This window comes from Aristaeella lactis (assembly GCF_018118585.1).
In the GTDB taxonomy this organism is placed as follows: Bacteria; Bacillota; Clostridia; order Christensenellales; family Aristaeellaceae; genus Aristaeella; species Aristaeella lactis.
In genome coordinates this window covers 1,954,204-1,978,133 of the sequence record NZ_CP069421.1, presented here as the reverse complement: position 1 = coordinate 1,978,133, position 23,930 = coordinate 1,954,204, and the positions used below count along the sequence as shown (strand labels likewise).

Genomic DNA, 23,930 nt, shown 5'->3' with positions numbered 1-23,930 from the left:
CCGGCTGATCGGAAAATTGATGTAAGCAGATTCGGGAATGGAGGAGGTCTGCCGCATGATCACAACGCTGGCCGCCCTGGCGGCTGTTTGCCTTCTTTCGCTGGCGTTGATTCTTATCATCCCGCATTTCGCAGCCACAAAGATTCTCATGGGTTTCCTGCCGCAGGACATCCGGGAGGCGGCAAAGGGGCATCCTGATCCGTCTTTCGGCAGACTGATGATCGGTTACCTGCTTACAGCCCTGGCAGTGGCGGGATTCGCAGGGGTTGTCTTTTTTCTCGGCGCGGACGGTATCCGGCGCGGATACGGGTTCTGGCTGCAGTTTGGGCGGTACATGCTGTTTATGTACGGCTACAAGCTGTTCGATATTCTGGTGCAGGACCAGTACATCGTGATTACGAAGAAGTATTATGTGAAATTCTACCCGGAGACCAAGGACTGCAAAAGCTGGGATGACCGCAGCTTCAACACAAAAAACCAGATAATCCGTTTGATTGCGTTCCCGTTTGTGTGCGCGCTGACGGCGTGGATTACGCTGATCATCGGGAGGTAAAAGCGCTGATGGAAAAAAACATCCGGAAAACCGGCAGAGTATACCGTAAAGCATTGTCTTCCCGGCATTGCCGGGATATCGAAGCAAAAGACGCTGCTTATGAATCACGGCTGGGGGACGGATATTCTGTTATGAGGAGGATGGGAAAATGAACACGATGAAAATCATGTTTCTGATCGCTGCCGCCGGACATCTGCTGTGCGGCGCGTGCGACTGCCTGCTGACTTACATGCCCGGCGGACGGTTCCGCATTGAGGACATGAAGGATAATGACAGGCTGTCCGCCGCGTTCCGGAACATGCCGCTTCGAAACCCGTTGCTGTCCATGCTGCTTGGCTGCCTGGCAATGTTTCTTTTTGCCTTCGGCTATCTGGCGCTGGCAGACTGGATGCGCGCCTGCTCGGAAACCTGCGCGACGCTGATGCTGATCAGCACGGTCATGGTGCTGACCTTTGGTATGGCGCACCATGTGTTCTGCGGTGTGCCGGAGTGGCTGTATGTAAAGATGGGCAGGACAGAGGAAGCCAGGCAGCTGATCACGGAGTTTTTCAAAAAGACATCTGTCACCATGATCGTCTGCTATCTCGGATTCCTGATCTTCGGCGTGTCTCTGTTTGTGCCGGTTGTCAGCGGATGGACGCCGCTGCCCCGCTGGGCATGCGTGATCAACATCCTGCCGATTATGCTTGTGCTGTTTCCGACAAGGATTGGCGGAGCCGGAAACTGGGCCGGGGCAATCATGTTCATCAGCCTGCTGTTCCTGATCTGAAACCGGGCAGGGAAGTCCGCCATGCGCACAACGCCGGCTGTACTGGCGTGGCTCTGTACCTTACCCGGACCTGCCCGGTCAGCCCAGAATATCCTTCAGGGTGCTCCAGCCAAGCAAGGCGCACTTTACCCGGGCAGGCATGCGGGCAATATCCTTCAGGCAGGCTGCGTCATTAAGCGCCTCCAGCTCCCGGTCATCAGTAATGTCTCCGTCGATCATCCCAAAGAATTTCCGGATCAGGTTCCGCGCCTGATCCGTTTTCAGTCCGATCACATTATCCAGCATCATATCCGCAGAAGCTGTCGAAATGGCGCAGCTGCTTCCGGTGAAAGATCCTTCCGTGACCGTATCGTCCATGATCTTCAGCATCAGGGTGATATCGTCGCCGCAGGTCGGATTGACGCCGCGCAGGACAATATCGGGATTTTCCATTTCATACTTGTGGGCAGGATGAAGATTGTGATCGTTCACAATCTCCCGATACAGGTTTTTCAGATCCATTTTCAATACCCCATTACTTTCCGGACGCGCGACAGGCAGTCAATGAACCGGCTGACTTCCCGATGCGTATTATAGGCATACAGGGAACAGCGCACACAGGAGCCGATTCCCAGAAACTGCATGAGGGGCTGGGCACAGTGATGCCCAGCCCTTACACATATATGATCTTCGTTAAGGATGGAGGCTACGTCATGCGGATGACAGCCTGCGATGCTGAAAGAGACAATTCCGTTGTGCTCGGACGGATTCCGCGAGCCGTAAACCGTGATGCCTTCCATTTCACGCATGCCGTTCATGACTTCCGCAGTGAGGGTATTCACCTGGCTTTTGATATAGTCAAAACCGATTTTATCGATATAGTCACAGGCGGCGGCCAGGCCTGCGGCTCCGGCCGCATTGACGGTGCCTGCCTCGAATTTGTGCGGAATCGGAGCATAGGTGGCGCTTTCCCGTGTTACATATTCAATCATTTCTCCGCCGGAAAGGAAGGGATCCAGCTGTTCCAGCAGGTCGGCCCGGCCGAAAAGGACGCCTATGCCCATGGGCCCCAGCATTTTATGCCCTGAAAAGGCATAGAAATCACAGCCTGTGTTCCGGACGTCCACTTTCATGTGCGCGACAGCCTGCGCGCCGTCTATGACCGTCAGGGCTCCGACGGATCTTGCTCTGAGGATGATTTTATCGATGGGGTTGACACGTCCCCATACATTGCTGACGTGGGCTGCGGCGACCAGCTTTGTACGATCTGTGATCCTGGATTCGATTTCCGCATCCGTGATCAGGCCGGTGCTGTCCGGCTCCATGAAAACAAGACGCGCACCGGTGATCCGGGCCAGGCGCTGCCAGGGAAGGAGATTGCTGTGATGTTCGGAGACCGTGACGACAATCCGGTCGCCGGGGTCAATCCGGAACCGGGAATGGTTTGTCCTTAAAATACACTCCGCCACAAGGTTGATTGACTCCGTGGTGTTGCGCGTGAATACGATCTGGCGGGGATCGGAAATATTCAGGAAAGCCGCCACCTTTTTCCTGGCGGCTTCATAGACAGCCGTTGCTTCGCCGGAGAGGTCATACAGGCCGCGAAAGGGATTGGCGTTGGTATACCGGCTGAAATTGATGACAGCCCTTATGACCTCATCCGGCTGCTGGGTTGTCGCCGAATTGTCGAAGTAGACCGGCGGCCTTTCCTGGCGAAAAAACGAGATGTTATGCCGGATATCATGTACAGTCATGCAAGCACCTCATCAACGGTTTTCTCCAGCTCATCACGCAGATCTGCATCGGGGACACAGGCTATGGTAGCGTTCATCCTGGAGCGGACGATCATTTTATAGGCTTTTTCCTCGTCAAAACCCCTGCTCGCCAGATAATACAGGGCGTCGTCCGATACCCTGCCCACGGTGGCACCGTGGTTTCCTTCCACGTCTTCCTCACCGCAAAGGATGATCGGCATGGACTGGTTATCCGCCCCGTCGGAGAGCAGCATGACATCTTCGTTTTCCGATCCTTTCGCACCTTTACAGCCGCTCTTAAAATCCAGCGATCCCCGGAAAATCTTTGAAGCACGGTCCAGCAGTACGCCGTCGGAACGCATATCGCTGACCGTATTCGGTGCGATATGTTCGGCAATCATATTGATATCCAGGCGCTGATCCCCATTGAGGAGGAAATTGCCGTGGGCAGCATAGTCCGCGCTTTTCCCCTCCAGCAGGACTTTGGAGGACTGATAGGAAACGGCGCTGCCCAGATCAAGCCGTGTGATCTTCAGCTGCGCGTTTTCAGCCAGCCTGGCGCGCAGGTCGTCGATATAAAGGGTGCGCTTGTCCAACTGCTGGATCTGGACCAGGGTGAGGGAAGCACCTTCCTCCAGCAGGTACAGGGTGCTTCTGATCGCGGAATAATCTCCGCCGCCCCTCGTGATCTCGACAATTCTTGCGCTTGTTCCCCGGGCAATCCTGACGATCATGCCGCAGGATCCCGGACCGATAAAGACGTTATTCACATGAATATCGCCTTCCGCGGTCAGGACCCGCCGGTCGAAGGAAAGAATACGATCCAGGTCTTCGCCGCCGGCACCGGCCGGGATCGGTTCATCATAAAGTGTATCGCTGCGGGAATGCCTGCCGGTAACTGTGACGATCACGTTCTGTTTTTTCAGAATGCCTGTATTCAGAAAGATCCGGTCTCCGTTCATTTTCAGTTTCGCAAAAGTCAGCGCCGGCGAGGGATTGATTGTGATCATTTCATTCATATTCGGAATGCCTCCTCAGGCCTTATGTCCGCTCATCTCTATTTTGATGAGGTTGTTCATTTCAACGGCGTATTCCAGCGGCAGATCCCGGGACACGGAATCAGCGAAGCCGCTTACGATCAGGGTTTTCGCATCCTCCTCAGACAAGCCCCTGCTCATCAGATAAAAAACGGATTCATCGCTGATCCGCCCGATCTTCGCTTCATGTCCGACGTCAGCGTCATAAGCCCTGATATCCATAGCGGGGATGGTGTCGGCCCGCGATACGGAATCGAGCATCAGGGAGTCACAGGACACAGAGCATTTCGCGCTTTTCGCCTGTTTTTCGATCGTGACGGCACTCCGGAAGGTTCCGATACCGCCGCTCTTGGAGATCGACTTCGAGGTGATGACGGAGGAGGTGTGCTTCCCGACATGGACGACCTTGCAGCCGGTATCCAGATTCTGGCCTTCACCGGAGAAAGTGATTCCGTTATAGGTCATCCGGGAATTATCCCCCTGGAGGATTGTCATCGGATACAGATATGATACGCGGGAGCCGAAGGAACCCGATACCCACTCGATCGTTCCGCCGTCCTCCACAAGCGCCCTTTTTGTGTTCAGGTTGAACATGTTCCGGGACCAGTTCTCAATAGTGGAATAACGAAGCCTGGCATTTTTGCGGACGTAAAGTTCAACACACCCTGCGTGAAGGTTGGCAACATAATACTTGGGGGCGGAGCAGCCTTCGATAAAGTGGAGATCAGCTCCTTCATCCACAATGATGATGGTATGTTCAAACTGGCCGGCGCCTGCGGCGTTCAGCCGGAAATAGGACTGGAGCGGAATATCCACTTTTACTCCCGGGGGGACATAAACAAACGAGCCGCCTGACCAAACCGCACCGTGAAGCGCCGCGTATTTATGGTCCGTGGGGGGAACAAGCTTCATAAAGTGTTCCCGGACGACGTCCTCATAGCCCGTACGGATCGCGGTTTCGATGTCGGTGTAGATTACGCCGGATTTCGCAACCTCTTCCCTGAGGTGGTGGTAGACAATTTCGGAATCATACTGGGCGCCAACGCCGGCCAGGGACAGGCGCTCGGCCTGCGGGATGCCAAGCCGCTCAAAGGTTTCCTTGATATCAGCCGGGACATCATTCCAGCTGCTCTTCATTTCTGATTTATGCCTGACATAGGAGGCGATCCGGTCCATATCAAGTTCATTGATGGGCGGCCCCCAGCAGGGCATGTCCATTTTGTTGTACAGATCAAGACATTTCAGCCTGAAGAGCCTCATCCAGTCAGGATCGCCTTTTTCATCGGAAATCCTGCGGACGATATCTTCTGTAAAACCGTCCTTTTCCCGGTAATAATCCGGAGAGGATTCATCATACCTGAAATCGTACCGGGAGTGATCTATCTCCGGAATTATGATTTTTCCGTCAGCCATATGTGTATCCCTCAAATCCGTTTTTATTGATTTCATCTGTGAGATCGCCGTCGCCGGTGAAGACGATCCTGCCATGCACCAGGACGTGCGTCCTGTTTACATCCAGGGACTCAGTGATCGCCGCGTTATGGGTAATGATGATCAGCGTGCCGCCGCAGGATTCCATATAGGCGCGAATGCCGGAGGATACGGTCCTGACAGCATCCACGTCCAGGCCTGAATCCGTTTCATCCAGGATCGCGAGCCGGGGCTTCAGCATCAGCAGCTGAAGGATTTCCGCTTTTTTCTTTTCTCCGCCTGAGAAACCGACGTTGATATCACGGTCGGCGTAGGCGGGATTCATATGAATCAGTTCCATGGCTGCTTCAAGTTCCTTGTTAAAGGCGGTGAAGCTTACATGTTCCCCGGTGATTTCCTGGATTGAATTCCGCAGGAAGTTCCGCATGGAGATTCCCGGGATTTCAATCGGGTTCTGGAAGGTGAGGAAAATTCTTTGTCTGGCGCGCTTGTCCGCGGCCATATCGGTAATATCCACACCGTCAAAAAAGATACGTCCTGAGGAGACTGTGTAGGCCGGGTTTCCCATGACGGCAAAACCGAGCGTGGACTTTCCGGCTCCATTCGGCCCCATGATGACGTGTATTTCACCCTGGCGGACTGTAAGATCCACGTTGTCCAATATTTGTGTTTCCTCCTCGCCGACAGTCGCACTGAGGCCTTTTATTTCGAGTAAACAATTATCCTGCATCGTATCATCCTTTCGTCATTTCAGGGATTTTTTACTGTGCACGGGACAGATGCTACACTGAATTGCCTATCAAATCAATAGGTGATAGCGAACCGGTCAATATCTTGCAGCTCCAAAAAACAAACGGAAAAGACAAAACTACTTATAGAATATGTAACGCGGAAAAACACCGGATGCCTGAGAGATGTGAGAGTGTTGATTTTCTTTGATCCGAGGGTTGCTGTTTGCCTGAAATTAGCCAAAAACATGCGGGAGCAGTATTGCCGGACAAAAAGAACATACTGACAAACACAGAAAAGGAGATGACTCGATGAACCGGATGTGTACCGGAGGCGGTACAGAATCCATGCTTTCAATGCCGGATGTCCGGACTCCGGACGCTGTTCTGACGCGTGAAAGGAAGACGGAAGCGCAGGATGAAGAATACCAGGAAATAAAAAACGCCGCGCGGACGGCGGCGGTAAGAAATCCCTGGTTCCTGAATATGATCTCCATCAGGAAAAACATACAGCTTCCGGCAGAATCCGGGACGATGAAGGGGCGGGCAGTGCCTGCCCCGTTTTTATTTTTCTGCGATCACAGCGATCCAGGGCTTCCCGGGATGGTGAAAGCTCTCCGCCCTGGAGAAACCGGCGGCATGCAGGGCGCTGACAAGCTCTTCAGGTGTATATGTCCGCATCCCGTCAATGATTTTCGCGAATTTTGTGCCCGCGGCGTCCGTGCCGTCCGACTCGTTGCAAATCAGGAAACGCCCGCCGTTTTTCAGGATGTTGTGAACCTGCGCAAAACACTTTTCCAGCCCCGGCCAGAAATAGACTGTTTCAAAGGCGGTGACCAGATCGAAGCTGTCCGCGGGCAGATCCAGGGCGGAAACGTCCCCCTGCCTTACGGTGCAGCGGCCGGAGATGATCATCGCCCGGTTATATTCTTTCGCTTTGGCGACGGACAATTCAGAGTAATCAACAGCCGTTACGGCAGCCTGCGGATAACGGCGCAGCAGCTCGCCGGCATTCCGGCCGGCGCCGCATCCCAGATCCGCGACGAGGGAAGGGGAAACGGACGGCAGGTGCGAAAGCCCCCAGTCCGCCATGACGGCGTGTCCTGAGTTCATGCTTTTCAGCATCATTTTTCCCAGAAACCCTTCCGGTTTTCTTGTCTGGCTTACAAAGCTTTTAAACAATCCCATGAAACGCATCCTTCCTTCTTACATCTGAGGTTAATATCAGCTAACAATTATAGTATATATTTCGCGTTTTCCAATATCAATATGTAAGAAAATATATGAAAATACAGTTATTATACTGATTATGATCAATATTAGACATATATAATAATACGGGTTGACAACAGAACGGAAACGTGATAAAAATATCACCGATAACCGGATTATCAGTAAACGAATTATCAGTGGGGGATGTGAATGTCGGTACGGGATACAAGCATTGATCCCAGGCTGCTGGAGAGCGCCCGGAGAGAGTTCATGGAGCACGGTTTTTTAAAGGCTGAATTAAAAACCATCTGCGAGAACGCAGGCGTGACCACAGGCGCTGTATATAAGCGCTACAGGGGCAAGGAAGAACTCTTCCGCGCGGTGGTACAGGAAACGGCGGATATGCTGGACGGCTTTATTGCCCTGCGTCGGGGAATCGATTTCGCCCGGATGACGGATGAAGAGGTGCGCACGACCTGGATCATGAACGAGGAGTCTATCCTGGAGATGTTCAGGATGCTGTGGGACATCCGGGAAGGGTTTGTCCTGCTGCTGGAAAAAGCCGCAGGGACAGTCTATGAAAACTATGGGCATGACTTTGCCCTCCGGATGACAGAAGCCTATATGCAGTATTACCGGGAAACGAAGAAAAGGGGACTGGCGGAAGCGGAAATCTCCGAAACCGAAATGCATATGCTTTGCTCCTCCTTCTGGATGGCGGTGTATGAACCCTTTATTCACGGGATGACCTGGCAGGAGATACAAGAGCACTGCCGGGTGCTGTGCCGGTGCTTTGACTGGGCGGGGGCTATCCTGCTGAAAAAATAAGCCGTCGGAAGACGGCTTAAATCAAGATGCGGAGTTAGATATGACTAATGCATGGAGGCGAAAAAGGCAGGCAAAAGCGAAACGGGGAATCCAACGACGGAAAACGTCCCAGGTGCAGCAGCACCGCGGGCGAACAGGAGGAGTAAATGTTTAAAAAGGTTTCTGCGTATATCGGCGAATACAGGAAATATACAGTCTGGGCGGCCGTGCTGATGTCGCTGGGGATTGTGGCCCATGTGATTCCGTACTATTTCCTTTATCAGATTATTGCGCCGCTCACCAGGGGAGAACAGATTGACCTGGCCTATATCCTGATCCGGGTGGCCGGGGTGGCGGTGTGTGAAATCCTGTTCTCCTATCTTTATGTACAGGGTCTGACATTTTCCCATATGAGCGCCTATAACACACTGAAAAACCTGCGCGTTTCCCTGCAGGGGAAACTGGAAAAACAGCCGCTGGGCAACATCCAGGGACTTGGCACCGGAAGGATCAAAAAGATTTTTACGGACGATATCGACCAGATTGAGCTGCTGCTGGCGCACGCGATTCCGGAAGGAATTGCCAATCTCTGCATTCCGGCGGTGATCATCGTGCTGATGTTCGTTGTCAGCTGGCAGCTGGGACTTTTGTCCCTGGTTCCGCTGATTGTGGGCGTGATCGCCATGAGCATGATGATGAAGGCCGGCATGTCCAAAATGAACGCCTACTACGAATCCGCAGCCAGGATGAACAACACGATTGTTGAGTATGTAAACGGCATGGAGGTTGTGAAGGTATTCAACAAGGACGGGGAATCCTACCGCAAATTCGGTGATGTGGTCCGCAACTACCGGGACTTCACGATTGCGTGGTACAAGGTTTGCTGGCCGTGGATGGCTGCCTATTCCAGCGTCCTGCCCTGCCTGGCCCTGCTGATCCTTCCTGTGGGCGCGTTGATGGTGCTGTCGGGAACCATCGCGCTGGACAAGCTGGTGCTGGTGCTCTGCATGTCCTTCGCCGTGGGTCCGTCTCTCCTGAAGGCAATGAGCTTCGGAGGGAAAATCCCGCAGCTGGAATACAAGATATCGGAACTGGAGAAGCTGATGGATCATCCTCCGGTGAAGGAAGGTACAGCCGGATTCACAGGAAAAAACCGGGATATCTCCTTTGAGAACGTGCGGTTCAGCTATGAGGACGCGGAGGTGCTGCACGGTGTCAGCCTGTCTCTGAAGCAGGGCACAACGACGGCGCTTGTCGGGGAATCCGGCAGCGGCAAATCGACCCTGGCGAAGCTGCTGGTGCACTATTACGACCTGGACAGCGGAAAAATCCGGATCGGCGGACAGGATATCACGGAGATGTCCCTGGACGCGCTGAACAACCAGATCGCCTACGTATCACAGGAACAGTTCCTGTTCAACACCACCCTGTATGAAAACATCCTGATAGGCAAACCGGACGCGACCCGGGAACAGGTGCTGGAGGCAGCGCACAAGGCACAGTGTGACGAATTCCTGCAGCGGCTGCCCCAGGGTATCGAAACGCAGGCAGGGGACGGCGGAAAGCAGCTTTCCGGCGGCGAACGGCAGCGGATCTCCCTGGCCCGCGCGATCCTGAAGGACGCGCCGATCATTGTGCTGGATGAGGCTACGGCCTTTATGGATCCGGAGAACGAAGAGAAGCTGAATCAGGCGATTGACGAAATTGTCCGGAACAAGACGGTGCTGGTGATCGCGCACAGGCTGTCAACGGTTCAGAACGCGGACCGGATCTGCGTGATGAAGGACGGAAACTGCATTGCGGCAGATACGCATGAAAAGCTCTTGTCCGGCTGTGCTGAATATAAAAAGTTCTGGGATGCCTCCGTCAGCGCGAGCGCCTGGAAGATCAAGGAGGCCTGAGACCATGCTGAAAATACTGCGCAGAATAGTCAGAATTACCGGAAAGTATAAAACCAGGATACGGCTGTCTTATATACCGGCTTTCCTGAAGGGCATTATGCTGAAGGCTCCTCTGTTCCTGAGCTTTTTTGTCATCAGTCTTTTCATGCAGGGGCAGATGGACGCGCAGAAATGCCTGTACTTTGGCATCGCAATCGTGGCCAGTGTGATCCTGGCAGCGGCTTTTGAACATGTCAGCAATGTGCTGCAGTCAGCGACGGGATATATGGTCTTTGCCGATCTGCGGATGAAACTGGGCGATCACCTGCGGAAGCTGCCTATGGGCTATTTCACGGAGGGCAATATCGGCAAGATCAGCTCGGTGCTGGGCACGGATATGGTTTTTATTGAGGAAAACTGTATGGGCGTGCTGTCCGAACTCGCGTCTTTTATCATTGCCCAGGGACTGATGACGGTTTCCATGTTTGCAATGAATACCTGGCTCGGCCTGCTGTCGCTGGCGGTTGTGGCCGCGTTCATGATCGTGGGTAACCTGATGATGAAAACTTCGCTGAAACACTCCGTGATCAAGCAGGAGGGAAGTGAGTCCCTGACGGAAGAAGTGCTTGATTTTGCGGAAGGAATCGGCATCATCAAATCCTATAACCTGCTGGGGGAAAAGTCGAAAAAGCTGTCGGATGAATTCGGGAAAAGCTGCAGGGAAAGCATTGCGTTTGAAGTTGCCTACGGCCCCTGGGCCAGGGCGCTGTATCTGACCTTCGGCATCGGAACAGCCCTGATGCTGGCGCTGTCCGGCTTCCTTTTTGCCAGGGGAATGATCCCGGATACCTATATGGTGGGTATGGCGCTGTTCCTTTATGACCTGTTTGCGGCCGTGAAGAGTTATTACAGCCAGATGGCCAGGCTGACCGTGACATCCGCCAGCCTGGACCGGATTGAAGAAGTGTTTGATGCGGAAGAAATGAAGGATGAAGGCAGGGAAATGTTCGCAGAGGCAGACGGAAAAACGGCTGCCATTGAATATGACGGCGTCAGTTTCGGCTATACCGGCAAGGATGTGCTGAAGGGCGTATCGTTTACCGTAAAGCCGGGAGAAATGACGGCACTGGTCGGTCCGTCCGGCAGCGGAAAATCCACGATCGCCTCGCTGCTGGCACGGTTCTGGGATGTGGGAAGCGGACAGATCCGCGTGAATGGCAAAGACATCCGGAAGGTACCCCTGGGGAGACTGATGGACCAGATCAGCATGGTGTTCCAGCGGGTATACCTGTTCCAGGATACGGTTTACAACAATATTGCCATCGGCCGTCCGGACGCGACCCGGGAGGAAGTGGAAGAGGCAGCGCGGAAGGCGAGATGCTATGACTTTATCATGCAGCTGCCGGACGGGTTTGATACCGTGATCGGAGAAGGCGGCGCGTCTCTTTCCGGCGGTGAAAAACAGCGGATCTCCATTGCCCGGTGCATCCTGAAGGATGCCCCCATCGTCATCCTGGATGAGGCAACGGCCAGCGTGGACGCGGATAATGAGCGGGCGATCCAGGAAGCAATTTCCGAACTCTGCCGGAACAAGACGCTGCTGGTGATCGCCCACCGGCTGAAGACGATCCGGGACGCAGATCAGATCCTGGTGATATCGGACGGAAAGATTGTTGAAAAGGGTGATCATGAAAACCTGATAAGCAGGCAGGGAGTGTATGCCCGTATGGTCACGCTGCAGGCCTCGTAATCCGCCGAAACGAAAAAAACAGAAAGAATGAATTTTCCTGTTGACGAACGATCCGGGATCTGGTATTATGTCGGTGGTTAGATAAAGCTAACCATTTGGGACGATATCAGTCAGGCTAAGCCATCCTGAATGATATACCACGATTTACCTCCAAAGAGACGGGGTGCCTACGGGATTGGGCATCCCGTTTTCTTCAGCGTATAGTTAGTTAAACCTAATAAATGAAAGGGGATATTCATATGATGAAACTGGTGCTGGTCCGGCACGGAGAGAGCGAATGGAACAAACTGAATCTTTTTACAGGCTGGACAGATGTGGACCTGAGTGAAAAGGGCCATGAGGAAGCAAAAAGCGCGGGGCGTCTGCTGAAAGAGGAGGGATACGATTTTGACGTGTGCTATACGTCCTACCTTAAACGGGCGATTCATACCCTGTATCATATCCTGGACGAGATGGACCGGGCATGGCTGCCGGTGAACAAAAGCTGGAAGCTGAACGAGCGCCACTACGGCGCACTGCAGGGACTGAACAAATCTGAAACAGCAGAGAAGTACGGCGAGGAGCAGGTAAAGATCTGGCGGCGCTCCTTCAGCATCAAGCCCCCGGCCCTGGAGGCAGACGACGAGCGGTCCGCGCTGAAACAGCCGATGTACCGCAATGTGGACAAGGCACTGCTTCCCGCAAACGAAAGCCTGGAGACCACAATTGAACGTGTGGTGCCGTATTTCAATGAAGTGATTAAACCCGATATGCAGGCGGGGAAAAGGGTGATCATCGCTGCTCACGGCAACAGCCTGCGGGCACTGGTGAAATACTTCGATCATATTTCCGACGAGGAGATTGTCGGAGTCAACATTCCCACAGGCACGCCGCTGGTGTACGAATTTGACGATGATTTCAAGGTGCTGCGATCCTATTACCTGGGTGACCAGGAAGCCCTGAAGGCCAGGATGGAAGCGGTAGCCAACCAGGGAAAGAAACAGCAGTAAAGACTGAATTGCAGAACGGAGCATTCGCTGCAAAACGGAGTGGACGGACGAACCCGGGTTCATTATACTTCCTACAGTTAGCCAAAGCTAACAGAGAAAGGAAGTAGAAAACTTATGGCGGACAAACAGGATTCCAGGTCACAACTACTGAACGGCAATGTCTTTAAAACCATGCTGTCGCTGAGCGTTCCGGCGATTCTCGGTATGGTGGTCATTGGCCTGTACAACTTCATGGACGCGGTGTTTGTTGGACGGATGGTGGGACCGGAAGCCATGACGGCTGTGAAAGTCTCCTATCCCTTTACGCTGATGAACAGCGGTATCGCCACCCTGATCGGTACAGGATCCGCCTCCGTGCTGTCCCGGGCTGTCGGCCGGAAGGACCAGGGAACCATCAACCAGATCATGGGCAACCTGATCGCCCTGGTCGTACTGCTGTCCCTGATTATTACGGCGGTGGGCGAGATCTTCACCACCGGGCTGCTCTCCCTTTCCGGAGCGAAGGGTGAGATCCTGACCCAGGCCGAAAGATATCTGAAGGTTGTGTTCATCGGTTCCCTGTTTGTGAACTTTGCTCAATCCGCCAACATGGTGATGCGCGGCGAAGGCAAGCTGAAGACTGCCATGGGCATTATGGCGGCGGGCGCCCTGCTGAACATCGCGCTGGATCCGCTGCTCATCTCCCTGATGGGAAAGGAAAACGGCGTGCTGGGCGCCGCATGGGCAACCGTGATTTCCCAGGTGCTGCAGGCCTGTTTCACCCTGTGGTACTTCCGGAAAAAAAGTGAAAACGTTAAAATCCACAAGATTAAGATTCACGGCAACCTGGTTGGACCGGTGCTCGGTGTGGGCGTTTCCGCCATGCTGATGCAGGTGATGACCATGGTACAGCAGACCATCATGTACAACACGGTGGAACGGTGGGGCGGCGGAAGCTGGCAGACCGTGTTAGGCGCGTGCCTGAGCCTGCAGTCCTTTGCGTTCATCCCGCTGTGGGGCATCAGCCAGGGTTTCCAGCCGGCCATCGGCACCAACTACGGCGCGAAGCAGTTTGACCGGGTGCGGTCCTTCACGAAGGTGTTTATGGTTGCGGCGACGGTACTGGCACTGGTGTTCTACCTGCCGATCATGCTGGCGCCTAAGGGCATGCTGGGCATGTTCATTACGGATGAAGCGATCTGTGCCCAGGGCGCGCCGATGCTGCGGGTGCTTTTCTCCACCTATATCTGCTACGGTGTGCTGATCCTGGCCATCACCTTCTTCCAGGCAATCGGCAAGGCCGGCGCGGCTTCCGCCATGGCGCTGCTGCGTCAGGTGCTGCTGTTCCTGCCCCTGGTGGTGCTGCTGCCTACCGTGTTTGCGGTTCCGGTGCAGGGCGTGTTCTACGCGCAGATGTTTACTGACCTTACAGTGCTGCTGATCGGCATTGTTCTGCTGATCAAAGCGTTCAGGAATATCCGAAAGGAAGAAAGATCGTTAGCCTGATGAATATGGATAAACGGGACGTGAACGGAAGCGGTTCCGATGAGCTGTTTACCCGGTACATGGCTCTGATCAGCCGGAAAGATACCGAGAGAACCTGCCGCCTGAAGAGCGACATGGGTGAAGGTATTATGCGCTGCCATCATGTAGCCAGGGGTGTGGAACTGATTTATTCAGAAATCGAAGCTTATACGCCGGTGTTCCAGGAAATGAAAAAGCTTGTCCGGAGTCTGGAACTGATGTACATGGTGGAAGGACATGCCGATTTTGAGATGGAAAACAGGCGCTTTGCCAGTGCCGACAAGGGCGATGTGATGCTGTTCAACAGCCGCGTCGGCGCCCGGTCATGCCGCATCGGAAAGGGAGGCATGTGCTGCATCAGCATCGTGGTTTTCCTGGATGACCTGGCAGACACCCTGAACCGCTTTTTCAACACCCGGGATTTTGACAGGGAAACACTGTTTGCTGAAATAGAGCATTCTGAATCATGCGTCAGTTTTCCCGCAAACGATCTGCTGGCAAACATCTTTACAGGGCTGATGCAGGTACCGGAAAAATATGGGGAGTATCACCGGAAACTGATGACGCTGCAGGCGATTGTCGCCCTGCTGGATGCCAGGGACGGCCGGATGACCGGACAAAGGTATTTCAGCGGCGACACCGCCCGCAAGGTGCATGAAGCCCGTAAGCTGCTGGGAGAAAATCTGAGCGCTGACTATTCTGTCGAAACCCTGTCGGCAAGGGTAAAGCTGAACCGCACCACTCTGCAACAGGTATTCCGGCAGGTGTACGGAATGACCATTTATGAGTACCGGACCCAGGTACGCATGCAGGAAGCCCGGAACCTTCTCCTCCGGGATGACCTGACCGTGACCGAAGCGGCGGGACTCTGCGGCTATACCAACGCAAGCAAGTTTGCATCGGTATTCCGGAAAGTGACCGGAATGAACCCGGGAGAGTGGAAAAGGAATAGTTTTCATTCAGAACAGATGTGTTCTGAATGAAAAATGAATTATGGCTGAAGGCGGAATGCCTTCAGCCATATGAATTATTGAGCCGCAAACGGCTCAATATGAATGATCGCCTGCGGTGATATGAATTATTCGCCAAAGGCGAATGTGATATTTGCTGATAATACGCCTGGTGAATGTATTATGGCCAAAGGCGAATGTGACGGTGGCTGAAACAGATGCGTGAAGGACTATAATTTGCTGTACAAAGGGACAAATATTGCAAATTTGACAAAATGAGACGGTTCGGCTACAGTAGACTCAACGCATTGCTGTACGTGCTTTTTCGGACAGCAGGAGAGTCAACAGAAAAGAACCAGGAGGGATATTTTATGCAGCAGAAATGGCCGCTGGACGTAACGGTTTCATTCGATCCGTATTTCGGTGAACCCGGCCGGGACGGCATTCAGGGGGCGGAGGTCCTGCCGGACGGAAAGGTGCACTTCAGGGTAATCGCGAAGGACGCGAAAGAGGTCGTGATTGACCGGTTCGGAACCATTTTCCCGCTTTCCCCGGTGGAAGACGGTGCCTGGGAAGGCACTTTTGATATGGGAACCGGTTTCCTGTATTTCTTCCTGAAAGTGGATGGCGCGGACGTTCTGTGCCCCTATATGCCGATCGGATACGGCTGCTGCCGTCCGATGAACTTTGTGGACGTGCCCGTGGCCGACATGGAAGGCTGGGACGACCTGGAGGGTGTGGAGCACGGCGCGGTGACCCGCCGGTATTTCTACTCCACTGTGACCGGAAAGACGGAGATCTGCCTGGTGTGGACGCCGCCGGCCTATGATCCGGCGAAGGCCTATCCGGTGCTGTACCTGCAGCACGGCTACGGCGAGAATGAGACCGGCTGGATCTACCAGGGTCACGCGGGCCGCATCGCCGACAGGCTGCTGGCGGAAGGAAAGATGGAAGAAATGATCATCGTCATGGGTAACGGCATGGCCAAGCCCAAAGACGAAAGCCAGCCCCGGGATTTTGCCCTGTTCCCGAATATCGTGGTGAAGGATCTGATCCCCTACATCGAAAAGAACTATAAGGTGCTGACGGACAAATGGCACCGGGCTATGGCCGGCCTGAGCATGGGCAGCTTCCATACCAGCGTGACGACGCTGACAAATCCGGACCTGTTCGGCTATGCCGGACTGTTCAGCGGCTTCCTCCGGGCTCCCTGGAATCCGGATGAGGAAATGCCCCATATGAAGCTGCTGCATGAGGCGGATAAGTTCAACGAGAGCTTTAAGGTATTTTACCGTGCTATGGGTACGGAGGATACCTACTGGGAAGCCTTTGACAAGGATGACGCCTACCTGGAAGGCAAGCAGCTGAATATCACCCGGGAAACCTTCCCCGGCGGACATGACTGGACGGTGTGGCGCCGCTGCATCCGTTCCTTCCTGCCCAGGATCTTCAAATAAGGACTACATCAAAAGACGCGAAACCAATTTGGTTTCGCGCCTTTTTGTTTCGTTTGGTTCAGCCGTCATCCCTGCCGGGGTTAACGTAGATTACCTGGGGTGTGTTTTCGGGATACGCAGCTGGCGGTTCGGGCGTCATATAAACCACGATCGGGGTAGGAGTCGGCTGGTCCGAGGGCTCGGTTACGATGTAGATGACCTGCGGAGTCGGAGCGGGAACAGCTGCCGGTGAAGCGATATTGATCGCTTCAGATGCCGATTCGGAAGCGGCAGCGGTGCGGGTGCTGACATCCGCTTCATAGGCATAGGGATCGCCCAGGAGAATGACGTGATCCGTATTGAGCAGGTCGGAACGGATATAGCCCAGGGTGCCGTTAGCCAGCTGGACAGCGTACCAGATCTCTCCGGAGCTGTTTTTGACCCGGGCGGTTACAAAGAACTCTGTTCCCGCAGAGCGGATGGAAGTTACCCGGGTAGCGTAGATGCTGGGCTGGGAACGGACATTGACCTTCTTGATGGCGGTGTAGCACCAGCCTTCCGCGGGGGTAGATTCCACCAGGGTTTCAGCCTGGCGGACAACGACACGCGTTTTCGTAACCACCGGCGGGTTGATCTCCCACCAGGGATAGCTGCAGCTTGCGGGATCGGGAAGGGTATAGTCCATCGAATCGGCGGAGGCAGGCAGGACAGCCGCGGCGATCAGCAGGACAGCCAGGATAAGACACGTACGGAACAGAAGCGATTTCATGTTCACCGTCTCCAATTCGATATATTCATGATGTACAGGCTCATCCTCTATTTTAAAATGCGGCGGTGACTTCTGTCAACCGCCACATGTTGTAGGATAAGGGCTTGAGGGCTACACGACCATGAAAAACCTGGAAAAAACGGAATCAGAAGGTTACGGTGCGGGGAGCTGCGGTGAAGGAGGAGAAGGTGGCAGCGGCGTCCTCGAAATACAGGACTTCCGTGTTGTCATCCTCTGCGGAATACATGGCCTGCAGGGAAGGATACTGGTCCAGCATGTACTTCTTCGCTTCGATCCGGTCATCCCGGATCAGCTTGCCGGCGACGCGCAGCCAGGTGCCGTCCGCAAAGGCGCAGATTTCAGCTTTCGGATTGGCCTGCAGCTGTTTGGAAACGGGCTTGATTTTGCCGGTCTGGATATAAAGCTTTCCCTCGAAGACAGCCACGGTGCCGAAGGGGCGGACGCGGGGCTGATCGCCTTCGACGGTCGCCAGGTAATAGGTGCCGCACTTTTTCAGGAATTCGTATACTTCATTCATGGAACAGAACCTCCTTTTTTGGTGTATTTGTATTATAGCGTGGGGCAGAGGGGAAAGGCAATGAATAATTGAATTAACAATTCATAATTCATAATGGCGGAGAAAACCCTTTCCGGATGGAAAGGGTTTCTTCTGAATGAAATGGGCTGGACAGTGGAGGCTGAGGAGAGCAGGAATGTGACAGGTCATCGCTAAAGCGAAGATAATGCAGAATTCAGAATGCAGAATTATTCGTCCTTCGGATGTAGGAACGTGACAAAGGGACAGACCAAACTGTCATCATTCCAAAGGAACGTGACAGTTGGTCTGTCCCTGTTGTCACATTCCGCCAGACTGGATGGTTTTTGCTCGGAACGTGACAGATAAAACAATTATGGATTATTCCTCAATCCGGATGTTACCGGAGGTGGTTTCGATCCGGAGACAGGCGCTGCCGTCGCCATAGGTGTATTTGCTGCCATTCTTTTCCAGGGCCAGGGCGCTGTTGAGATGGCTGGGCCTGGAATCAAGATCCAGGGTGAAGCCCGGGGCCTTGGGCAGCTTCAGGGTGATGTCTCCGGAGGTGGCGTCCAGATCCAGGTCACTGAAGGACTGCAGGGTCACGTTCATATTGCCGCTTGTGGAATCGAACTCCGCCTTGTCTGCGGACGCCAGGTCCGCAAGAATAGCGCCGGAGGTGGAATCCAGGTGTAGTTTTTTCACATCCCCGGAAAGGGTGAGGCTAAGGTTGCCGGAAGTGGATTTCATGTCAATGTTTTCTGCGGAGACGGCGCTGAGGGTGATGTTGCCGGAGGTGGAACCGAGAATCGCACTGCGGATATCACTGTCCTGCAGGATCTCCATATCACCGGAGGTGGAGGAGGCGTTCAGGTTCTTCGCGGTAATGACAGCATTCACATCACCGGAAGTGGTATCAAACCGAAGCTCATCCGCGGTCATGGCCGGGACGCTTATATCGCCGGAAGTTGTTTCGATATTGACGCTTTTGAAGACAATACCCTCGGGCAGGGATACGGTCAGGGTTTTCTGCAGGTTGTTGAAAGAGAACAGCTTTGGTGCGGCAAATTGGATTCGCAGGGTTTTACCATCCAGCCACCAGCGGAATTTCTCATCCTCGGAGACGTTCCTGTTGGCGGTTTCGGACAGGCTGATGCCGGAACCGGCATGGTATTGAATATTGACTTTGCCGGAGATCCAGTCGATCTCCAGGTTTTCCACGGCGGAGGAAATGTCGGCATCGCCGACAGTATATTTATCCGCATTGGCGTAGGCTGCCAGGCCGAGGCTGTCCCCGAAGATCAGGAAACAGCCGCCGGCAAGCAGAAGCAGGACAACGAGCAGGGCACCGGTTGTGAGTTTAGACTTATTCATGGATATTACTCCTCGCTTTTATCGGATTTAATCGCGGAATACAGCAGCCAGGCACCGCCGATGCACAGCGCGCCCATGGAAATGGTTGTAAAGATGCTCTTGGAATACAGGGTGATCATATTCATCATATTGGCAAACAGGATCAGATCCACGGCACCGACGATGATCCAGCGGTTAAAGCCGCCGATAAAGGCGCGCACAGGTTCGGCTCGGAGCGCAAAGGGCAGACCGATCAACGCGGAAGCAAACAGGAACGCGGAGGCTGCCAGGTAGAACCAGTTGCCATGGGAATAGAAGCAGGCGACTGCCAGGGTGAACAGGATACTGAGAACGAAAGCACAGAAGGACCAGAAGAGCTTGTTTCTCGGTACCATGATGGGGACCAGGGTCCAGGAAGCAACAATGGCCAGGCCGCCGAGCACCAGGTAGAACCAGCTCAATGAGCTGCCGGTGGCCATGTTGACGATGAAGCAGATAAGGATCGGAACCATAAACAGGCCGGAGACCACGGAACCGACGGTGGCGCTGCGGCGCTTGAAACGTTTTGCCTGATATTCAATCACTTGATCTTTCTCCTCTCTCAGATTGTTTTCTATTTCATTTTTCCGGAGTTTTTCCAGGACGGCAGAGCACTCCGGACAATTGTGAAGATGCTCCTCGATGAGCTCACGGCTTCTTTCGCTGCAGACGTCATCAGCGTACAGCGGAAGCAGATCGCGGATCACTTCGCACTCTTTATTCATGTTCATCCATCCTTTCCATTAGTTTCAGTTTGGCGCGATGATATGTGACCCGGGCCCAGTTTTCTGTCTTGCCGAAGATGGTACCAATCTGGCTGAAGGACAGTTCACCGAAGACCCGAAGCTCGAAGACTTCCCGGTAGGGTTCGTCCAGGGCGTGGAGCGCGGTATGAATCCGAAAGGAGGAATCCTTATCCGTGATCTGTTGCTCAATGCTCTTTCCCGCGGCGGGAAGCTCTTCCGGGATCGAAGTGGTTTTGCTCCTGCGGCGCGTCTCATCCACGAAGCAGTTCTTCGCGATGGCGCACAGCCAGGTGACTTCGTCCGATTCATTCCGGAAGGAGGAAGACTTGGAGAAGGCTTTGAAGAACGCTTCCTGGGTGATCTCCTCGGCGGTATGCCGGTCGCCGGCCATCGTCATAATATAGGAGAATACCCGCATGTAGTATGTGTTATAAAGCCGCTCACAGGTTTCACTGTTCACACATCATCACCTCCTTCCCGGGTTTATACATAGGTTTGACGGACAAATCCGGATTTCGTTACAAAAAAATATAAAAAAATTGTCATCCGATTTTACCGCTTGTTCCGCACGGTGTCCAGAAGCAGGAAACAGTTTGCGTTCAGGGCGCTGTATGGTATGATAAATGAAACTGTTTTTTCTTTTTCGAAAGGAGCCCGTATCATGGAACGTCTTCATGCCGCTTTCCGCCGCTTCTGCTTTCCGGTGCTGCTGGTTATCCTGCTTCTGCTGGCCGGCGCGGCGCTGGCAGACGGCCCGCATACGATCGTGCTGAAGTGCGGCGGAGACGGCTTTGTGGGAACAGACAAAAAAGGAAACCAGAAGACAGTCACTCTGGAACCCGCGGTGAGCATTGAGACCGATGATGGAGAAACCTGGACGCTGGACGAACTGACAAAATTGCCGGATTTTGAAGTAGTCGGCGCGGCACTCCGGTTTTCCGTGAGTAGTTTTTCAGGAGAGGAACTGTACTATACCCTGATCTGCGGCAAAACGATCGCGGTTCCCCAGGCGGTGCGGACGGGACGGAACCTGTGGGACGTCACCTCGGTGGTATCCACGTGGCTGAAGGACCGGAAGACGGAAATGAAGCTGACGCCGGTGTACAAACAGCATCCCTGGGGGATGCGGATCCAGCAGGATTCCGTGTCCCTGCAGCTGACCTTTACCACATCGGCAAAGCTGTCGGATTCCCCGTGGGACAAGGTGAGCTATAACATGCTGTATGAAGCCAGCCTGTCCATGCTGGAGGCCGGAAACACCTTTGTGGATCACTATGATGAAACCGCGTGCAGCCTGATGGACGTCAGCCTGCCGAACGGCGTTCCGTACTACTATGCCGGCGGCAGCGAGGACAAATTCCTCAGACGGTTTTTCCCGAGCACCACTACCCGCTATTACCGGGAAGATCATATGTACCTGTGCGGACTGGACTGCGTGGGAATGACCCACCTGGTATATGAAAAATGCGGCCTGGAACGGCATCCGTCCATTTCGGACCTGCTGTTCTACGGCATCGGCAGCAGCCTGCTGAAGAATAATGATCCCATGCGCTGGCCCGCTTTCCTGAAGCCAGGTGACCTGATCGCCGTGAAGCACGGGACCTTCCATATTATGATGTACCTGGGAACGCTCCGGCAGTTCGGCTGGACGGAAAGAGACGCGGGAGAGGCGGTAAACCTGCTGGATGCCCCGCTGGTGATCCACTGCGGCGGCAGTCCGTTCTATTATGAGCGCTACCAGAAATATATCGAAGAAATGGGATATAAGAACACCCTGCCTCCGGACGGCGGTGTGACGGTATCCGTGATCATGGAAACAAACCAGGACGCGCCCCACAGCACAGACACTTCCTGGGGAAAGCATTTCGGCTGGTATATGATCGACAACCAGCCCCTGCTGGTTTTCCCGCTGGATGACTGCACCGACATGGCCTGGTACGGGCCGGAGAAATAAAAGCCTTCCGGAAATAAAAACCCGGCCTGCGCGAACAGACCGGGAAAAGGAGGCTGCACAGCGGACCTGTGCAGGGACCAACGGAAGGGATATTACCGCGTGAACTGGGAGATGAACTTCCAGGCGTTCTCGCAGCTGTGGTGACGGCACTCATGGATCTGTCCGCTGACGCTGGCGAAAGCGGTGCGGATCACACCATCTTCGCTTTCATAGTAGTGGACGGTCAGGGTGCTGCCCCGGGAAGGATCGTAGATCTTTTCCACGCGGTCTCCGGGAATACCCCAGATGGGCTGTTCCCAGGAATCTTTCTTTTCGAAGGAAACGCCGCTGAAGTCTTTTTTCACTTTATTGACTTCCGCCACATACTGCACCCGCTCCAGGGCGGTATCAGAGTGGAAGGGAAGCTCCGGCAGGTGGGATTCCTCGCCGCCGGAATAGAAGACCGGAACAGGAACGGTTTTGTTCAGGCGATCTGTGGCGGGGCCGCCCCAGAAGGTCTTGTAGACCGGGAAGAGGGCGCTGGCGGGCATGATGCCGGCGAACACGTCCGGATACTCCTGGTAGCAGTCCCAGGTTTTACCGCTTCCCATGGAGAAGCCGGTGGCATAAATGCGGTGCTCGTCAATCGGGTACCGCTTTTTCAGATCCTCGATCACTTCCACTGCTTCGGTGGCGGTGACGTTCTGGTGGTTTTCCACGGAAACAAAGAGGAAGTTGTAGCGGTGGCAGATTTCCCACCAGCCGGCCACAAAGGTCAGGTACATGGAGGAATCGCCGCCGCCGTGGAAACCGAGGACCAGCGGCACGGGACCGTTGGCGAACAGGTCGTTGTTATAGTAGGCGAAATAGCCCACCTTGTGGGTTTTCACGTCCTTGATGGTCCAGTTGTCAGGAGAAGTGTTAACGGTTACGCAGCCGGCGTCTTCCGTCATGTTCAGGGCTTTGAAATCGGGCTCCAGCTCGATCTTTCCGCACCACATCTTGAAATGCTTTACAAAGGCGTCGAAGTCCGCTTCATATTCAGCTTTGTTCTTGACCAGCAGGTGTTCGCAGCCGTCAAAGGCCTTGTTGATCTCCGCGCTGTTTCCGACGCTGAGGACAGGGATGTCCTTCCGCTGCACGTCCGGCACAACGCTCAGGCGTTCCATTGAGCACATGGCGGGAGTGATCTCGCCGGGTCCCCAGAGGTATTCACCCTGCAGGGTCTGCAGGAGATTCTTTGCCACATAATCCGCGGAGACGCCGAAGCTGTAGATATCCGTGCGGAAGATGGCGCCGCGGACGAAATAACCCTTGAAGGTCTGGGTGAAGAAATCAAAGTTTTCAACGATACCGTCTTTATAGACCTGGATCATTTTGATCTCAGAGATCACGGAAGCGTAGAGGTCCTGACCGGCACCGGCCCAGCCGCCTTCCGCGGTGGGGTAGATGAAGAGGACGCTGGAATCAACATTGGCGGCGATGGCTTCCAGGCCGGTATTCCGGGCAAAGGCCACAGCGCTGTCCATGTCCTGCTTTTCTTCTTCAAAAACCAGGAGCAGCGGAGCACGGAAACCATAGTTGTTAACCTGTCCGTCAATCTTGTTATCCGGAACATATACTTTCAGAAAGAACTGATCAAAGGTGTGTTCCCAGCATTTGCCTCCGGTGATTTCCCGGACCTGCGGCCTTTCCATCATTGCCATCGGTGTGTCCTCCTGCGTTTTGTGCGGTTTTATGCTTTTCACGATTCAGATGATCGTTCACTCACTTTGTA

22 protein-coding genes are annotated in these 23,930 nt (G+C 54.0%); 10 read left to right on the top strand and 12 right to left on the bottom strand.

The window, feature by feature from the left end; translation table 11 throughout:
* Window positions 1–55: 55 nt before the first annotated feature.
* Entirely contained in the window at window positions 56–553 is a 498-nt protein-coding gene (locus JYE50_RS09205) for a hypothetical protein (protein ID WP_084095244.1), read from the top strand.
* Between the two features lie 148 nt (window positions 554–701).
* A complete protein-coding gene (locus JYE50_RS09200) occupies window positions 702–1,322 on the top strand; it encodes a DUF6796 family protein (RefSeq protein WP_084095243.1) in 621 nt (206 codons plus the stop codon).
* Between the two features lie 78 nt (window positions 1,323–1,400).
* On the opposite strand, the gene sufU is transcribed toward JYE50_RS09200, so the two are convergent.
* The 6 genes from sufU to JYE50_RS09170 all read right to left on the bottom strand — a co-directional run bounded on the left by sufU (window position 1,401) and on the right by JYE50_RS09170 (window position 7,439).
* Window positions 1,401–1,823: a Fe-S cluster assembly sulfur transfer protein SufU gene (sufU, locus tag JYE50_RS09195; protein WP_084095242.1), complete on the bottom strand. Its 423-nt coding sequence runs from the start codon at window positions 1,821–1,823 to the stop codon at window positions 1,401–1,403.
* A 2-nt stretch (window positions 1,824–1,825) separates the two neighbouring features.
* The gene (locus JYE50_RS09190; RefSeq protein WP_084095241.1) at window positions 1,826–3,055 is read right to left on the bottom strand and encodes an aminotransferase class V-fold PLP-dependent enzyme; all 1,230 of its coding nucleotides are present in this window, start codon (window positions 3,053–3,055) and stop codon (window positions 1,826–1,828) included.
* The gene (locus tag JYE50_RS09185; RefSeq protein WP_084095240.1) at window positions 3,052–4,074 is read right to left on the bottom strand and encodes a SufB/SufD family protein; all 1,023 of its coding nucleotides are present in this window, start codon (window positions 4,072–4,074) and stop codon (window positions 3,052–3,054) included. The genes JYE50_RS09190 and JYE50_RS09185 overlap by 4 nt, the downstream gene beginning before the upstream one ends.
* A gap of 15 nt (window positions 4,075–4,089) precedes the next feature.
* Window positions 4,090–5,505: a Fe-S cluster assembly protein SufB gene (gene sufB / locus JYE50_RS09180; protein ID WP_084095239.1), complete on the bottom strand. Its 1,416-nt coding sequence runs from the start codon at window positions 5,503–5,505 to the stop codon at window positions 4,090–4,092.
* Window positions 5,498–6,253: a Fe-S cluster assembly ATPase SufC gene (sufC, locus tag JYE50_RS09175; RefSeq protein WP_084095238.1), complete on the bottom strand. Its 756-nt coding sequence runs from the start codon at window positions 6,251–6,253 to the stop codon at window positions 5,498–5,500. Before sufC ends, sufB begins: the two co-directional genes overlap by 8 nt.
* 562 nt (window positions 6,254–6,815) lie before the next feature.
* Window positions 6,816–7,439 (bottom strand): class I SAM-dependent methyltransferase, encoded by a 624-nt coding sequence (locus JYE50_RS09170; protein ID WP_084095236.1) that lies wholly within the window; start codon window positions 7,437–7,439, stop codon window positions 6,816–6,818.
* A gap of 234 nt (window positions 7,440–7,673) precedes the next feature.
* On the opposite strand from JYE50_RS09170, the gene JYE50_RS09165 reads away from it, so the two are divergent.
* The 7 genes from JYE50_RS09165 to JYE50_RS09135 all read left to right on the top strand — a co-directional run bounded on the left by JYE50_RS09165 (window position 7,674) and on the right by JYE50_RS09135 (window position 16,799).
* Window positions 7,674–8,291, top strand: a complete 618-nt coding sequence (locus JYE50_RS09165; protein WP_084095235.1) for a TetR family transcriptional regulator — start codon at window positions 7,674–7,676, stop codon at window positions 8,289–8,291.
* A 146-nt stretch (window positions 8,292–8,437) separates the two neighbouring features.
* Window positions 8,438–10,171, top strand: coding sequence for an ABC transporter ATP-binding protein (locus tag JYE50_RS09160; RefSeq protein ID WP_084095234.1), 1,734 nt, complete (start codon window positions 8,438–8,440; stop codon window positions 10,169–10,171).
* A gap of 4 nt (window positions 10,172–10,175) precedes the next feature.
* The gene (locus JYE50_RS09155; protein ID WP_084095233.1) at window positions 10,176–11,900 is read left to right on the top strand and encodes an ABC transporter ATP-binding protein; all 1,725 of its coding nucleotides are present in this window, start codon (window positions 10,176–10,178) and stop codon (window positions 11,898–11,900) included.
* Between the two features lie 242 nt (window positions 11,901–12,142).
* Window positions 12,143–12,889, top strand: coding sequence for a 2,3-diphosphoglycerate-dependent phosphoglycerate mutase (gpmA, locus tag JYE50_RS09150; protein ID WP_084095589.1), 747 nt, complete (start codon window positions 12,143–12,145; stop codon window positions 12,887–12,889).
* A 114-nt stretch (window positions 12,890–13,003) separates the two neighbouring features.
* On the top strand, window positions 13,004–14,374 hold the full coding sequence (locus JYE50_RS09145) for an MATE family efflux transporter (RefSeq protein ID WP_084095232.1): 1,371 nt from the start codon (window positions 13,004–13,006) through the stop codon (window positions 14,372–14,374).
* Window positions 14,374–15,375: a helix-turn-helix domain-containing protein gene (locus tag JYE50_RS09140; protein ID WP_084095231.1), complete on the top strand. Its 1,002-nt coding sequence runs from the start codon at window positions 14,374–14,376 to the stop codon at window positions 15,373–15,375. Before JYE50_RS09145 ends, JYE50_RS09140 begins: the two co-directional genes overlap by 1 nt.
* Before the next feature lie 338 nt (window positions 15,376–15,713).
* Window positions 15,714–16,799 (top strand): alpha/beta hydrolase-fold protein, encoded by a 1,086-nt coding sequence (locus tag JYE50_RS09135; protein WP_179138265.1) that lies wholly within the window; start codon window positions 15,714–15,716, stop codon window positions 16,797–16,799.
* Between the two features lie 58 nt (window positions 16,800–16,857).
* Here JYE50_RS09135 and JYE50_RS09130 read toward each other — a convergent pair whose 3' ends face one another.
* The 5 genes from JYE50_RS09130 to JYE50_RS09110 form a co-directional block, all read right to left on the bottom strand.
* On the bottom strand, window positions 16,858–17,547 hold the full coding sequence (locus JYE50_RS09130; RefSeq protein ID WP_084095229.1) for an SH3 domain-containing protein: 690 nt from the start codon (window positions 17,545–17,547) through the stop codon (window positions 16,858–16,860).
* A 145-nt stretch (window positions 17,548–17,692) separates the two neighbouring features.
* Window positions 17,693–18,085 (bottom strand): pyridoxamine 5'-phosphate oxidase family protein, encoded by a 393-nt coding sequence (locus tag JYE50_RS09125; protein WP_084095228.1) that lies wholly within the window; start codon window positions 18,083–18,085, stop codon window positions 17,693–17,695.
* A gap of 378 nt (window positions 18,086–18,463) precedes the next feature.
* On the bottom strand, window positions 18,464–19,456 hold the full coding sequence (locus tag JYE50_RS09120; RefSeq protein ID WP_084095227.1) for a DUF4097 family beta strand repeat-containing protein: 993 nt from the start codon (window positions 19,454–19,456) through the stop codon (window positions 18,464–18,466).
* Between the two features lie 5 nt (window positions 19,457–19,461).
* The gene (locus JYE50_RS09115) at window positions 19,462–20,199 is read right to left on the bottom strand and encodes a zf-HC2 domain-containing protein (RefSeq protein WP_143763569.1); all 738 of its coding nucleotides are present in this window, start codon (window positions 20,197–20,199) and stop codon (window positions 19,462–19,464) included.
* Entirely contained in the window at window positions 20,192–20,680 is a 489-nt protein-coding gene (locus JYE50_RS09110; protein ID WP_283399172.1) for an RNA polymerase sigma factor, read from the bottom strand. Before JYE50_RS09110 ends, JYE50_RS09115 begins: the two co-directional genes overlap by 8 nt.
* A 201-nt stretch (window positions 20,681–20,881) precedes the next feature.
* Between JYE50_RS09110 and JYE50_RS09105 the strand changes: the two genes are divergently transcribed.
* Entirely contained in the window at window positions 20,882–22,174 is a 1,293-nt protein-coding gene (locus JYE50_RS09105; RefSeq protein WP_084095225.1) for an NlpC/P60 family protein, read from the top strand.
* A 92-nt stretch (window positions 22,175–22,266) separates the two neighbouring features.
* Here the strand turns inward: JYE50_RS09105 and JYE50_RS09100 are convergent, their stop codons facing one another.
* Complete coding sequence (locus JYE50_RS09100; RefSeq protein WP_084095224.1) at window positions 22,267–23,859, bottom strand: alpha/beta hydrolase family protein; 1,593 nt, start codon at window positions 23,857–23,859, stop codon at window positions 22,267–22,269.
* Between the last annotated feature and the right edge of the window lie 71 nt (window positions 23,860–23,930).